This window comes from Streptococcus constellatus subsp. constellatus, from assembly GCF_023167545.1.
Lineage (GTDB): Bacteria > Bacillota > Bacilli > Lactobacillales > Streptococcaceae > Streptococcus > Streptococcus constellatus.
Window position 1 is genome coordinate 1,490,079 of record NZ_AP014647.1, and the last position, 15,681, is coordinate 1,505,759.

At 38.9% G+C, this 15,681-nt stretch carries 12 protein-coding genes; 1 reads left to right on the forward strand and 11 read right to left on the reverse strand.

Annotated elements, in window-relative coordinates; translation table 11 throughout:
* Position 1: 1 nt before the first annotated feature.
* From secA to celB, 5 genes are all read right to left on the reverse strand, one after another.
* Entirely contained in the window at positions 2-2,521 is a 2,520-nt protein-coding gene (secA, locus tag SCSC_RS07360; RefSeq protein WP_006270257.1) for a preprotein translocase subunit SecA, read from the reverse strand.
* A 126-nt stretch (positions 2,522-2,647) separates the two neighbouring features.
* The gene (locus SCSC_RS07365; protein ID WP_006270239.1) at positions 2,648-4,495 is read right to left on the reverse strand and encodes an APC family permease; all 1,848 of its coding nucleotides are present in this window, start codon (positions 4,493-4,495) and stop codon (positions 2,648-2,650) included.
* A gap of 262 nt (positions 4,496-4,757) precedes the next feature.
* Complete coding sequence (gene manA / locus SCSC_RS07370; protein ID WP_003070530.1) at positions 4,758-5,702, reverse strand: mannose-6-phosphate isomerase, class I; 945 nt, start codon at positions 5,700-5,702, stop codon at positions 4,758-4,760.
* Positions 5,703-5,732: 30 nt separating this feature from the next.
* Entirely contained in the window at positions 5,733-6,458 is a 726-nt protein-coding gene (locus SCSC_RS07375; RefSeq protein ID WP_006270247.1) for a GntR family transcriptional regulator, read from the reverse strand.
* A gap of 33 nt (positions 6,459-6,491) precedes the next feature.
* Positions 6,492-7,760 (reverse strand): PTS cellobiose transporter subunit IIC, encoded by a 1,269-nt coding sequence (gene celB, locus SCSC_RS07380; RefSeq protein ID WP_006270312.1) that lies wholly within the window; start codon positions 7,758-7,760, stop codon positions 6,492-6,494.
* A 143-nt stretch (positions 7,761-7,903) separates the two neighbouring features.
* Between celB and SCSC_RS07385 the strand changes: the two genes are divergently transcribed.
* Entirely contained in the window at positions 7,904-9,301 is a 1,398-nt protein-coding gene (locus SCSC_RS07385; RefSeq protein ID WP_006270205.1) for a glycoside hydrolase family 1 protein, read from the forward strand.
* A 133-nt stretch (positions 9,302-9,434) separates the two neighbouring features.
* On the opposite strand, the gene SCSC_RS07390 is transcribed toward SCSC_RS07385, so the two are convergent.
* The 6 genes from SCSC_RS07390 to SCSC_RS07415 all read right to left on the reverse strand — a co-directional run bounded on the left by SCSC_RS07390 (position 9,435) and on the right by SCSC_RS07415 (position 15,615).
* Positions 9,435-9,755 carry a PTS cellobiose transporter subunit IIA gene (locus SCSC_RS07390; protein WP_003031767.1) on the reverse strand — a complete coding sequence of 107 codons (321 nt, stop codon included), beginning with the start codon at positions 9,753-9,755 and terminating at the stop codon, positions 9,435-9,437.
* A 10-nt stretch (positions 9,756-9,765) separates the two neighbouring features.
* Positions 9,766-10,080: a PTS cellobiose transporter subunit IIB gene (locus SCSC_RS07395; RefSeq protein ID WP_006270249.1), complete on the reverse strand. Its 315-nt coding sequence runs from the start codon at positions 10,078-10,080 to the stop codon at positions 9,766-9,768.
* Between the two features lie 209 nt (positions 10,081-10,289).
* The gene (locus tag SCSC_RS07400; protein ID WP_006270213.1) at positions 10,290-12,050 is read right to left on the reverse strand and encodes an ABC transporter ATP-binding protein; all 1,761 of its coding nucleotides are present in this window, start codon (positions 12,048-12,050) and stop codon (positions 10,290-10,292) included.
* Positions 12,040-13,806: an ABC transporter ATP-binding protein gene (locus tag SCSC_RS07405; protein ID WP_006270248.1), complete on the reverse strand. Its 1,767-nt coding sequence runs from the start codon at positions 13,804-13,806 to the stop codon at positions 12,040-12,042. The genes SCSC_RS07400 and SCSC_RS07405 overlap by 11 nt, the downstream gene beginning before the upstream one ends.
* Positions 13,799-14,257, reverse strand: coding sequence for a MarR family winged helix-turn-helix transcriptional regulator (locus tag SCSC_RS07410; RefSeq protein WP_006270314.1), 459 nt, complete (start codon positions 14,255-14,257; stop codon positions 13,799-13,801). The genes SCSC_RS07405 and SCSC_RS07410 overlap by 8 nt, the downstream gene beginning before the upstream one ends.
* Before the next feature lie 170 nt (positions 14,258-14,427).
* Positions 14,428-15,615 (reverse strand): NADH-dependent flavin oxidoreductase, encoded by a 1,188-nt coding sequence (locus tag SCSC_RS07415; RefSeq protein WP_006270250.1) that lies wholly within the window; start codon positions 15,613-15,615, stop codon positions 14,428-14,430.
* Positions 15,616-15,681: the final 66 nt, after the last annotated feature.

Here is a 15,681-nt window from a genome sequence, read left to right on the forward strand (position 1 = left end):
CTTATCTGTGGCGTCCGTGACAATTTTTGAATTTCTTCCCTGAACCACATGGACATAAGTCATTGCGCTTCACTTTTGTCAAATTGATATCACTAGGTAAGCCAGATTTTTGTGCTGCAATATTACGTGTTGCCGTTGTACTGATATGGTGTTCCGTCCGTGGACGCTCTTGCTCATGAATTTGAGCTTTCATCATCAGCCGTGTAACATCAAACTCAATCGAACCAATCATATCATTAAACATGCGGAAACTTTCTGCTTGATATTCAACAACCGGATTGTTTTGTGCATAACCTCGGAGTCCAACGGCATTACGTAATTGATCTAAAGCATCAATATGGTCAGTCCATTTATTGTCCACTACACGCAGAATCAAAACTTTTTGGAATTCTCTGACTGATTCTTCATCTCGCAATTTTGCGACCTGATTGTCATATACTTCCAGTGCTCGTTGATACAAGTTTTCCTTTATTTCATCATCTGATAAGTCGATTAAGTCTGATATGTTGATAGAATCTTCGGGCACCAGATTATATTTAGCAAAATTCACAATAGCTTCGATTTTTTCTTGCTGTTCGGCACGACTATTGCCATCTACAAAACGATTAATAGTCCGCTTCATCATAGCGTGAATTTCCGGTGCTAAATCACGATCAGCCGTAATGACATCATAACGTTGTGCATAGATAATCTCACGTTGCTCACGCATGACATCATCATATTGAAGGACTTGTTTACGTGTATCGTAATTGTTCCCTTCAACACGCTTTTGGGCTCCTTCCACTTGACGAGTAAACATTTTGGATTTGATAACCGACTCTTCTTCACTCATTTTGAAGCGTTCCATAACTGCTTTAATCCGCTCTGAACCAAAACGACGCATGAGCTCATCTTCAAGTGACAGATAAAATTGCGATTCCCCTGGATCTCCCTGACGTCCGGAACGACCACGAAGCTGATTATCGATACGACGACTTTCATGACGTTCTGTACCAATGACACAAAGTCCACCTAACTCGCGAACGCCTTCACCAAGTTTAATATCCGTACCACGACCAGCCATATTGGTTGCAATCGTTACAGCACCTCGCTGACCAGCATTCATAATGATTTGTGCTTCTTTATAGTGATTTTTCGCATTCAATACTTCATGAGGAACTCCAGCTTCGACTAATTTTTTAGAAATATAATCACTCGTTTCAACAGCGACCGTCCCCACAAGCACAGGTTGCCCTTTTTCATGACGAGCTTTCACATCTTGGACAACTGCTTTAAATTTTGATTCAATACTTGGATAAAGAAGGTCTGGGTGATCAATACGAGCCACCGGACGGTTTGTAGGAATCGGAATCACTCGAATATTATAAGTTTCGCGGAATTCTTCTTCTTCTGTCTTGGCCGTTCCCGTCATTCCTGACAATTTCTTATACATACGGAACAGATTTTGGTAAGTGATAGAAGCTGAGGTCTTCGTTTCATCTTGAATTGGTACACCTTCTTTAGCTTCAATTGCTTGGTGGAGTCCATCAGAATAGCGGCGACCTTCCATTGTCCGACCTGTAAATTGGTCAACAATCAAAATTTCCTGTTCTTCACTAACCACATAGTCAATGTCCAACAGCATAATATAATTTGCACGAAGAGCATTGTCAACAAAGTGAGTCAGTGCTACATTTTCAATGTCATACAGGTTTTCTAGTTTGAAATAACTTTCTGCCTTATCAATCCCCGAATCAGAAAGTCCAATAGTCTTAGACTGAACATCAATAATATAATCATCTTTGTTTAATGATTTTACAAAGCTATCCGCCATATGATAAAGCTGATTTGTATCAGACGAAGTTGGTCCGGACACAATTAAAGGGGTACGAGCTTCATCAATCAAAATGGAGTCCACTTCATCAACCAAAGCGTAGTTAAGTGGGCGTTGCACCATATTTTCAGCACGCACTACCATATTGTCGCGCAAATAATCAAACCCAATCTCTGCATTCGTTGAATAGGTAATATCGCAAGCATAAGCTTCTTTCTTTTCTGCTGATGACTTTGCGGCAAGGTTAATACCAACAGAAAGTCCCAACCAAGAGTACAATTCACCCATTTCAGTTGCGTCACGTTCTGTCAGGTACTCATTTACTGTGACAACGTGTACACCTTCACCAGACAAAGCATTCAGATAAACCGGCATGGTCGCAGTCAAAGTCTTTCCTTCCCCTGTGCGCATTTCTGGTACATCTCCATGGTGTAAGACAATCCCGCCCATAATCTGTACGGGGTAAGGGAAGAGACCCAACACACGTTTTGCGCCTTCACGAACAACTGCAAAGGCCTCATAAAGCAAATCATCTAATGACTCGCCATTTTGATACCGTTGCTTGAATTCATCTGTCTTTGCTTTCAAAGCTTCATCTGACAAAGCAGCCATTTCGTCTTCATAAGCCATGACTCTCTTTGCCATCTTTTCTAGTCTTCTTAACTCACCTTTATCGTTTTCGATAATTGTTCTTAAAATATTCGCCATTTTCTTCCTTACTTGTCATAATTTTTATTTAAAACGTTCTTTTCATTATAGCATTTTTTGCTACATCTTTCAAGAAAATTAAAAGATAAAAACGGCAGTTCCATTTGACACCGCCGTTTTATATTCTTATTCTTTTAAGTGATAAGAATAGCTAGCTACAACAACATTTTCATGCCATCTGAGAAAATATTTCAATTTCAGACTCATTTGATTATGTAGCATATTTTGCCAGCTATGATTTGGAATGAACTGTGGCACTAATACCGTCACGGTATAACCTTTCTTCTGTGCATTACGAGCGACTTTTGTCACATACTGTACTGTTGGTCTGATGATATTACGGTAACTTGTTTCTACATTGACAAATTGGATATCTGAAAAATGGTGTTTAAATTCACTTGCTACTTCTTCATCTTTTTCTTGTGTTTCTTTAGTAGATACGTGCATAGCAATCACTTCATCACCAATACTACAAGCATAATTCATCGCACCGGCACTAACACGCGTAACATTCCCAACAAGGACCAAAACCAGATTGCCTGCATAGTTCACTCGTTCGACTTCTTTATTCAAGCGCAGTTGCTTAGCGACTTTGTTATAATGATTTTTGATTGTTAAGAAAATCCAAAGCAAAATAATAATAATTGGGAAGAATGGCCAGATATCTCGCAAACGGAAAAGCAACAAAATCGCCACAATCGTGTAACAAATCGCTGCACCCAGAATATTTGTTACAGAATATTTTAAGAAATGTTTTCCATGCTGTTTGCGCCAATGTAGGACCATTCCTGTTTGAGAAAGCGCAAAAGGTACAAATACACCAATCGTATAAAGTGGAATGAGCCGCTCAGTATTCCCGTTGAAAATCAACAACAGAAAAATTGCACCAATGGCCAAGGTCAAAATCCCATTTGAGTAGCCAAGACGAGCACCTTTCTCCATATACATATGTGGCATATATTTATTTTTTGCCATATTGTAAGATAGCATAGGAAAGGCCGAAAAGCCTGTATTAGCCGCTACAGCAAGAATGAGAGCTGTTGACAATTGGAAAACATAAAAAAGAAGCTGTCCAATAGGTGAATTTCCTAAAATAGCCTGTGCCATTTGAGCAAGCGTCGTAACACCCTTTATCGGAACAATTCCAATCCAATAATTTAAAAAGGTAATGCCAGCAAACATAAATCCAAGAATCGCTGCCATAATTGCCAAAGTTTTTGCCGCATTTTCAGCTTTTGGTGTTTTGAAAAATGGGACAGAATTTGAAATAGCTTCCACACCTGTCAAAGAGGCTGAACCGCTCGTAAAAGCACGTAACAGAAGCACTAAGCTAACACCTGAGATGGATTTTCCGATAGGAGCCGTTGCATGATAGGATAAATTTCCCAGCAATAATTGCAATAAGCCAAAGCCAATCAAGAAAACAGTACTTGCGATAAACAAATACACTGGAATCATAAGAGAAACTGCAGATTCCCGCAAACCACGTAGATTCATCAACATTAAAACCAGCACTAAAATAATAGAAATATGCAAATTATAAGGATGCAAAGCAGGAATTGCTGACGTAATCGCATCTGCCCCAGACGAAACGGATACCGCTACTGTCAACATATAATCAACCAGCAAACTACCACCTGAAATCAGACCAGCTTTTGGTGAAAGATTTTCCGTTGTAACCATATAAGCCCCACCACCTTGTGGATAGGCATGAATCACCTGACGATATGAAATAGTCAAACTAGCCAATAAAATCAGCACCACAATACCAATTGGTAACGACCACCAAATCGCACCAGCAGATACAGATACCAACACTAAAACAACTTGTTCAGGACCATAAGCAATCGAAGACAGAGCATCACTTGATAACATAGCTAGAGCTTGCAACTTTGTTAATAGGTTTTCTTCTTCTCCCTCATTGCTTGATTTCAAAGGTCGACCAATAAAAATATTTTTCAACTTGGAAAACATATTTTTCTCCTAAATTTTTCAATATCAGCCATTATAACGATTTTCTGAAATAGTATCAATGTTTTCTGAAAATGACATCATTTTTTAATATAACTGATAATTTCTGCATAAATAAGAGAATAAAATAGACTACTATAATTCCTTTGAAATCATCTGTAAAAATGAGTAAACTAATGAACCACTACATCATGATGCTTTAGACTTATACTTTTAAAGAGGTTGCGGACTTTTTCCCAACCTCTGATTTTCTATATAAAAGTTATTAAGGATGACTGACAATCATTTCAAGATCTTGTCCCTCAAAAGTCCAAGCCTCCAGGTCGCTTGGTAAAATGAAATGGTCTCCTTTTGCAATCGGATAAGCTTTCTCATCTACTGTCAACATCCCTTGTCCTGCCAACACACTCACCAATAAATAAGGAGCTGTTTTCTCAATCGCAACTTTCCCTGACACTTCCCATTTGTAAACGGCAAAGAAATCACTGGCAACCAAAAGGGTTGATTGCAAATCATCTGCTTTCACAGTAACTGGTCGACTATTGGCCGGCGCACCGATATTGAGTACATCAATGGATTTTTCTAGATGAAGCTCGCGCAAATTGCCTTGAGCGTCTTTTCGGTCGAAATCATAAACACGATAGGTAGTATCACTGGACTGTTGCGTTTCTAAAATCAAGATACCTGAGCCAATGGCGTGCATGGTGCCACTTGGAACATAGAAGAAGTCCCCAGCCTTGACTGGCACCTTGGTTAAGAGCTTCTCCCATTCTTTCTTTTCAATCTGCTGGCGCAACTCTTCTCGTGACTGAGCACTGTGTCCATAGATGATTTCTGCTCCTTCATCTGCCGCAATCACATACCAGCACTCGGTCTTTCCTAATTCTCCTTCGTGCTCCATAGCATAATGGTCATCTGGATGAACTTGAACACTAAGCCAATCATTGGCATCCAAAATTTTGGTTAAAAGTGGAAAAACAGGCTCGTTGCTATTGCCAAACAATTCACGGTGCTCAGCATAGACTTTATCCAATCCTTGTCCTGCAAATCGACCGTTTTTTATAGTAGATACTCCGTGTGGATGAGCTGAAATCGCCCAGTATTCGCCTACTTTATCACTGGGAATTTCATAGCTGAATTCATCTCGTAGCTTCGTTCCACCCCAGATTTTTTCCTGCATAACAGATTGTAAAAATAATGGTTCTGACATCATTTCCTCCTTTAATATTGTACAAACAACTTAAATATTTTTAACATCTAAAAGCGAATACCCTCTCGTGTCAAAGCGATTGCGGCTTCTCGAGTACTCAATCGGACGTCCAGTTTCCAGATAAACGACTTGTTCAACCTGCAAAAGTGGATCATCATTTTGACAGTCCAGATACATTTTATCATATTCATCTGGCTTTTCAGCTGTGATACGGCGATAACTTCCAGCAAATTTTAAGTTTAATTCATCCCATAAATAAGCATAGATAGACTGAAGTAAAATACTCTCATCCAATCCTGGCACCAAATCACACGGCATATAAGTGTGTTCCAACACATAGGGCTTCTCATCAAGCAGACGCAAACGTATGATTTTATAAACTGGCGTCGTCACTTCCACTTGCAAGCGCTCTGCAATCTCGGCTTCTGGGAATTCAACTGCAAACTGAATAATCTGGCTCGTTAATTTTCGGTCATCATTTTTGAAATCTTGACTCAAGCCATTGTAATTATTCAAGCGAAATTTTGAATCTTCTTTATCCCAAAAAGAGGAATTTAACACTCTCGTTCCATTTCCTTGTTTGGAAAAAATCAATCCCTCAATGGTTAGAATCTCAACAGCTTTTTTTATAGTCATTCGGCTAACACCGAACTCTTTTGATAATTCAGACTGAATAGGCAACATGGAGTCTACTGGGTAGACTCCATTTGCGATTCTATCTCGAAGTATATTGGCTATTTCTTCGTATTTAGGCATATGATAGCTCCTGCAAATCTGTCATTCATCTCATTATAATACAGAATCAGGTTGTTTGTCCAGCATACGAAGGAATGGATACCAGATAAATCCAACAATCACCATATCCACTAACTGAAGGACACCACCTAAAATGGAATTGGTTGCTAGCATTCCGCTAAAGAATACGGGCACCGTCCAAGGAACTGCCACTCCTGTTGGAGCTGGAACAATTCCTACTGCCATCACAATATAGTTAAACGCAGTCACAACAATCGGTGCTAAAACCCATGGAATCAGAATAGTCGCATTCAAAACGATTGGCAAGCCAAAGATAACTGGTTCATTGACATTGAATAGCCCCGCGCCAAGAGCAAGTCGTCCAACGTCCTTATACATTTTCTTTTTCAGAATAAAAGCCATAATGATAACTACAGCTAGCGTCATCCCAGAACCACCTAAACCAACAGTAAATGTTTCCATAAATGATTTGGAAATAATGTGTGGCAAATGCTTGCCAGCCTGATAAGCCTCTAAGTTATCCAACATCAATGTATTCCAAATTGGATCCATGACAGAATTAACAAGAATTTGTCCATGAAGTCCACAGAACCATAAAAATTGAACAAAGAAGATTGCCACTAAAGTTGCCCAGATACTACTTCCCAAGCCAACCAGCGGCGTTTGAATAACCTTATAAATAATATCATGAAGATTTGCATCGAAAAATCCTGTCAAACCAGCATTGACAAACAAGAATATGGAAAGAGTCAATACGGCAGGAATCAAAGCCGCAAACGACTTGGCTACTGCAGGCGGAACGCTGTCTGGCATTTTAATCTGCCAACCTTTTTTCGTTGCCCAGCAGTAGATTTCCGCTGCCAAAAATGCAACCAGCATTCCAAGGAACATCCCTTTTGCCCCTAAACGGTCTAAACTCAAGACGCCTGAAATTTTTTCACCTTTTTCTGACATGGTATAAAAAGGTGTCAAAAGAAGAAAACTAGAAAAAGAAACTGCTCCTCCAAAAATTCCTTCCACATCATAAGATTTTGATAAATAATAGCCAATACCAAACGTTACAAAGATTGTCATAATTGACATTGTTGCATTTTGTCCACTGCCAAATAGATTAGACAAAGTGGCTTTCGTTGCATCATTGAAAAACGGCAAATTGTTAAATACGACTACAATTGAGCCAAACATCGTTAATGGAAAGGAGAGCATAAAGGCATCCCGCAAAACAGTCAAATAACGATTAGAAGCGAGTTTGTTTGCCAATGGCAACAACTTATCACCGATTTGATCTAGAAACTTGTTCATCAATCTTCCCTCTTTTTCTTTTTTGATACTCTAACTATACTATACTTTTTTATAAAATATCTATACTTTTTATATAAAAGATTGACTTTTTTGAAAAAAGTATAGTATTATATTGTAGACTGTTTTTAAAAAGGAGAAAATATATGACATTTTTAACATTTCCAAAAGGCTTCTTTTGGGGAACTGCTTCCAGTGGACCGCAAACAGAAGGTCGATTTGACGGCGATGGAAAAGGTGATAACATTTGGGATTATTGGTACGCAAAAGAACCTGAAAAATTTTTCAATCATATTGGGCCAGATAAAGCTTCCTATAATTATCAATATTACAAAGAAGATATGCAACTAATGAAAGCAACTGGACACAATTCTTTCCGCACTTCTATCCAATGGAGTCGTCTAATCCCGGAAGGCGTTGGTGCTGTTAATCCAAAAGCCGTAGATTTTTACAATTCATTCATTGATGAACTGATTACAAATGGGATTGAACCATTTATTAACTTATACCATTTTGACATGCCAATGGCACTACAAGCAAAAGGTGGTTGGCTTAATCGGGAAACGGTTGATGCTTATGTAAACTTTGCAAAAACCTGCTTTAACCTATTTGGTGATCGCGTCAAATACTGGTTCACTCATAATGAACCTATTGTCCCTGTCGAAGGTGGTTACCTCTACAATTTCCACTATCCAAATGAAGTCAACATGAAACACGCTGTACAGGTGGCTTTTCACGAAATGCTCGCCAGCAGCTTAGCTGTCAAAGCCTATCACGAAAAGCAAGATGGTAAAATTGGGATTATCCTCAACTTAACCCCAAGCTATCCGCGTGATGAGAATAATCCTGAAGACGTCAAAGCTGCTCAAATTGCAGATGCTTTCTTTAATCGCTCTTTCTTAGATCCTGCCATCAAAGGCGAATACACTGCTGATTTGATTGCTATCATTAAAGAATTGGATATGATGCCAGAATACACAGCTGAAGATTTGCAGACCATTAAAGAAAATACCATTGACTTGCTTGGTGTCAATTATTACCAGCCACGCCAAGTTAAAGCAAAGGAAAACCCTGCCGATAAAGACCCGCAGAATCCTATGCCAGATGATTTCTTTGACTACTACGATATGCCAGGTAAAAAAATGAACCCTTATCGCGGTTGGGAAATCTATGAAAAAGGAATTTATGATATTATGATGAATGTCCGTGATAACTATGGAAATCTTCCTTGCTATATCTCAGAAAACGGCATGGGCGTCGAAGGTGAGGAGCGCTATATCAACGCCAATGGTCAAATTGAGGACGACTACCGTATTGACTTCATCAAAGATCACCTCCGTTACCTACACCAAGCCATTGAAGAAGGAGCTAACTGCATCGGCTATCATCTTTGGACTTGTATGGACAATTGGTCCTGGTGCAATGCCTACAAAAATCGCTATGGTCTCATTGCCATTGACCTTGATAAGAAAGGAAAACGAACGATTAAAAAATCAGGTTATTTCTTTAAAGAGTTGTCTGACAAAAACGGTTTTGAAGATTAAATGTGACAAAACTCCCCAAGGGTTCCGATACCTTGGGGAGTTTATGCCAAATAAAAGATAAAAAATAAACCTATAACATGTAACTAATTCACACAAATACTATAAGTTTATTCTTAGGAGGTTTATAAATAAATTATTTTTCTTCTAACTTTTTATATAATTCAAGCATCTCTAATGCCACTTCACGTAATGTCATTGTTGTCATCAAATGATCCTGTGCATGAACCATGATGATCTCAATTTTAATCTCAACGCCACTTGCGTAATCTTGCAACAATTTCGTCTGTGCGTGATGTGCTTCAACCAATTCTGTATTCGCGGCTTCCAATTTTTGAGAAGCTTCATCGTAGTGACCAAGTCGCATCGCTGCAAATGCTTCGTGTACTGTTGCACGCGCAGTTCCACTATGAAGAATGATTTCAAATGCTACTACTTGTAATTCTTCTGTATTCATAACATCCTCTTTATAGATTGTCTGTGACTACTTTAGCCAGAGCTGCGACTCCTGTTGAGATTGGAACATAGGCTTGAGGTGGAATTTGAACAACTGGACGTCCAACTTTTTCTCCGAGGTCAGCAAATTGTTTAAAATACATTCTTGTTTGAGGACTAATTAAATAAAGATCAAATGCGGCAGATTCAATTACTTTATTTCCTTCTGTTGCTCCAATTGCTTCAACAGTAATATCTTGTCCTTGACCTTGAAGGTATTCAGTTGTCTTTTTAGCCATGAGAGAAGAAGGCATCCCTGCTGCACAGATAATTAACGCTTTTGTCATGAAAATTCTCCTTAAAATCTTGTTTATGAGGTAAGTTTTTATTAACAAATTACCTATCATTGAAATTAGTATAGCACAGTTTTTGTTAAATGTATAGTCTTTTATATATAAAGATTATACTTTTTCAAAAATTTAATAACAAAAAACTCTTTCCGGTCAAAGTTTGACTAGAAAGAGTCCCTATTGTAATTTATCGTTTGTCATTTCCTTTACGCATACTCTGCCTCTTCATCGAATTGACTATTGTAAAGATCAGCATAGAAGCCATTTTCTTCCATCAATTGATCGTGATTTCCTTGTTCAATGATATTACCATCACGCATGACCAAAATTAAATCAGCATTACGAATGGTCGACAAGCGGTGAGCAATGACGAAAGAAGTCCTTCCTTGCATCAACTTATCCATCGCTTTTTGGATCAATTCTTCTGTCCGCGTATCAACAGATGAAGTCGCTTCATCCAAGATAAGTAAGGGAGCATCCTTAAGAAGTGCACGCGCGATAGTTAGCAATTGCTTTTGCCCAACAGAAAGACTGACTGTGTCATCCAACACTGTATCATATCCTTTTGGCAAAGTCTTGATAAAGTGATGAACCCCGACAGCTTTAGTCGCTGCCACAACCGCTTCATCAGAAATATTCTTCTGATTGTAAATCAAATTTTCTTTAATCGTTCCCTCAAATAACCAAGTGTCTTGAAGGACCATTGAGAAAGCATCATGCACTTCAGAACGTTTCATCTGCTTGGTATCAACACCATCAATGGTAATCCGCCCTTTCTCAATTTCATAAAATTTCATGAGCAAGTTGACAATCGTCGTTTTCCCAGCACCAGTCGGACCAACAATAGCAATCTTTTGGCCGGCTTTTGCCTTGGCAGAAAAATCATGAATAATTGTTCGATCCGGATTGTAGCCAAAGAATACATTATCAAAGGTAACATCACCCTTTAAAGTTGTGAGCTGTTGAGACTTGTGCTCATCGTTTTCCATTTCCGGCTCTGCTAAAAACTCAAATACACGCCCCATAGCAGCACTAGCTTGTTGAAGAGTGGTAATCCCTTGTGCAATTTGGGACAATGGTTGAGAAAAAGTCCGTACATATACCATAAAGGCAACAATCGTCCCCATCGTGACATCACCATTCAATGCCATGCTCGCTCCAACCAATACGACCATCACATAACCAAAGTTCCCTGTAAATATCATTAACGGCATCATAATTCCAGAAATAAATTGGGACTTCCACATACTACTATAAAGATTCGTATTAAGCATTTGAAAGGTTTTTTTTGATTCCTCGGTAGCATTATAGCTGACAATGACATTGTGACCAGAATACATCTCTTCCACATATCCATTGACACTAGCAAGATTCTCTTGTTGTGCACGGAAAAACCGTTGTGATTTGCCCATAATCAACGCAACAAAGACAAAACCAATCAAAACCGATCCAATCGTTACAAAGGATAGAACCACGTTGTTATAAAACATCATAAAGAGAACAGCAATGAGAAGCAAACTTGATGAAATCACTGTTCCTAAACTTTGGTTCAGCGATTGTCCAACAGTATCCACGTCATTAGTGACTCGTGAAAGAGTGTCCCCTTGCGAATGACTATCAAAATACCGCAAGGGTAATTTATTAATTTTCTCCGCAATGGCTGTCCGTAAACGTTTTGAAAAATGCTGAACGACGGACGAAATAATAAAGGATTGCATATAATTTAATACAGTACCCACCGCATATAAAACGGCTAAGAAAAGAGCAATATTAGAGATCGCCTTCAGATCAATTCGACTTCTCATTCCTTCTGTGATAAGATTGGTAATTTCTTTTAATTTGACCGGACCATAAACCGTGATAACACTAGATAGCATTGCTCCCACAAATGCAACGAGCAATGGAAACTGAAATCCTTTGATATAGGGTTTCACTTGGCTAAATAAAGATGATTTTTTATTTTCCATTTTCCAATTCCTCCTTTGATAATTGTGAGTAAGCAATTTCTTGATAAACTTCGTTTGTCGCTAGCAGCTCTTTGTGAGTTCCTTGCCCAACAACTTTCCCTTTATCCAACACCAAGATCTGATCAGCATCCATGATCGTTGAAATCCGCTGAGCTACGATCAATCTGGTTGTAGCTTTCACTTTTTTCGCCAATTCTTCTCGCAAAATACGGTCTGTCTTATAGTCCAGTTCTGAAAATGAATCGTCAAAAATCAGAATTTCAGGTTTCCTAGCAAGTGCACGTGCAATCGACAGCCGCTGCTTTTGACCTCCAGAGAAATTGGTTCCGCTTTGTGCAACCTCTGAGTGCAGACCACCTTCTTTTTCTTCAACAAATGATTTCGCTTGTGCCAAGTCTAACGCAGGCCACATTTTTTCATCATCTAAGGGACTTTCATTACTTTGTCCAAAGTCTAAATTACTCTTTATATCACCAGAGAAGAGGACAGCTTTTTGTGGAATGTAGCCAACTTTATTATGCAAATCTTCTAGCTGATAATCTTTAACGTTTACTCCATCTACTAAAATTCTTCCTTCTGTCACATCATAAAAACGAGGAATTAAACTGATTAAAGTTGACTTTCCAGAACCAGTTGATCCGATGAAAGCCACCGTTTCGCCCGCTTTAGCTGTAAAGCTAACATGTTCAATGACAGCCTCAGAGTTTTTAGTATAGCGGAAAGAAACATTGTCAAATACCACTTCACCTTTGACATCTTTAGCTGTTTTGGGTTGCATTGGAGATTCAATCGTTGAATGCAAATCAAGTACCTCATTAATCCGCCCCGCAGACACCAAGGTACGAGGAAGAACGATAAACAGAGCAGCCATGAGCATGAAGCCCATTACGACCTGCATAGCATAAGACATAAAGACAACCATGTCGCTAAAGATTGGCAAACGTCCTGGTAAAACTGCATCTTGAATCAAGTAAGCACCAATCCAGTATATTGCCAAGGTCAAACCACTCGAAATCCCCATCATAATTGGATTTAAAATAGCCATGAGCCGACTAACAAAGAGATTCAACCGAGTCACTTCAGCATTTGCCCCTGCAAATTTATCATCTTGATAGTCTTCAGCATTGTAAGCTCGAACAACACGAATCCCTGTTAGACTTTCACGCGTAATACTATTTAACTTATCAGTCAACCGTTGAATAACAGATTGCTTTGGAAAGGCCAACGTCATCAAAACTGTCGTCATAATCATATTCACAATAATTGCGACAATAACTGCCCACAGCCAGTATTCTGATTTCCCAATGATTTTTGTAATCGCCCAAATCGCCATAATCGGCCCACGAGTCACGACTTGCAAGCCCATAGTAATCATAAGCTGAATTTGCGTAAGATCATTGGTTGTCCGCGTTAAAAGACTTGGAATAGAAAATCTCTTAATCTCAGCATTTGAATAATCCAGTACACGATTGAAAATATCTGAGCGCAAGCTCGTTGTAAAGCTAGCTGCCAATCTAGCCGCAATAAAACCAACTACCACAGCACTGAGAAAACTAGCAAATGACAATCCAATCATTTTCAAGCCCGGATTCCACAAATCAGAAACGACCGTTCCTTTCGTCTGTAGGAGTTCCGTAATTTTTGAAATATAGGTTGGAACCTCTAAGTCCAAATAAACTGCCAAACAAGTAAATAAGATACTGATGATAATCATCCCTACTTCTTTGACAGTTAAACGTTTAAACAATTTAACCATTCGCTTCTCCTTTTCCTATTTTTTCAATATTCTGATAAAATCGCCCCATTATTTGAAAAAAAGTCACCAAATCTTCTTCTGAAATGCCAGTCAATAAGCAGCGATCCATCTCATCAAAGAAATCCCGAATTTTATTCATGCGCTCTTTTGATTCCGATGTCAAACGAATAATCTTAGCGCGTTTGTCTGCTTCACTCACTTCCAGATAAATCAAGCCATTTTTAACCATTCGCTTCATTAAATTACTAGCAACTGACTTGGTAATTCCCAACTCCTGCTCAATATCTTTAATAAAGGTCATCTTGCCACAATCTTCTCGATGATTCACAAAATGCAATACTTGCCCTTGTGGGCCCGCCATAAATTCAATCCCTCGCTCTTTGGCAATTTTTTGAATCATCAGATGTGTCTTCCGTCCAAATCGCTTGAATTCCAATAATGGTTTTTCCATTTGATTTCCTTTCAAATAGTTCGCTAGAGAACCAATTAGTTTTCGTGAGAACTATTTTACTATAATTCAAATGAATGTCAAGTAATAAGTTTCTATGAGAACTATTTTTATTAAAATAAAATAGCTGACCAAAAATTCAGCCAGCTACCCTTATTTTTTATATAAGACGTTTACTTTTCAGCACTGTCATATTTTCCAGTATGAAACTCTGTGATACTATCATGTCCTGGCAATTCTGGTAAACCTAAAGAATCCTCACGAGTAAAGGCTTCACGCAAACCAGATGTCCAGGCGGTTTGCTCTAGTTGTTCTGGACTAATTTGGTGTACAATTTCATCACCACGACCTTCTTTTATCTTTTGCCCAAACAATGGATCAATCAATGTTCCGCGACCAACTGCAATCAAATCAGTCGGAGTCTGTGCAATCGCATCCTGCGCTTCTTCCTCGCTAAAGACACCACCAACAATAATTAGCTTAGTTTGATTATCTAGAATTGATTTAAAATGCTCAGCATAAGTCCGATCAGAGCCAACAGGTTTTGACGCATATCCTTCCCAGAGCGACAGATGAATGTAATCCAACTCATATTTGATGACCTCTCGAATCAAGGCTTGGGCTTCTCTATAACTATAACCGGCCTCATCTCCGTGAATTTCTTCAGGACTGATCCGATAGCCTACGATAAAATCTTTTGGTGCATATTTTTCCACTACTCGTTTCACTTCTTTTACGACCGCAAGAGGAAAAGCCATACGTTTTTCTAAAGAACCGCCCCATTTATCCTCACGCACATTTGAGAAACTTGAAAAAAATTGCTGCAAGAGATAATGATTTGCACCATGAATTTCCACTCCTGAAAAACCAGCCTCAATAGCACGCTTAGTGGCACGTCCAAAATCTTTAATAATTCTTTCAATCTCAGCATTCGTCATTTCACGAACTGGATAAGACAAAAATGAAAAATCAAGAGCACTGGGTGCCAAAACCTCCTCACCTTTAACAGCGCGACCAGAAGCTTCGCGACCACCATGATGAATCTGCAAAATAGCTTTGTTGCCATTTTTCTGCAAGGCTGCCGCAATCTTTTTAGCTCCCTCTAGATGCTCATCGGAGTAAATTCCTAATTGTTCAGGATAACCTGGTCTAGAGCAAGGTCCACCTGACTCACTCACATAATGGTACTCAGCAATCAATAATCCAGCCGCCTGCGAACGAGCATGATAATAGCGCAAGGTATCATCAGAAACGAAACCACCTTTCAAACCACTAAAGGTTAGCATTGGTGGCATAACCAAACGACTAGAGAGCTGAGCACCATGACGGAATTGAACCGTATCTATAAGACTCTTTGACATGACAAATCCTCCTTAAAATTTAAATTTTTGATTCCACTATTATTTTATTAAAACCATCATCGCAGA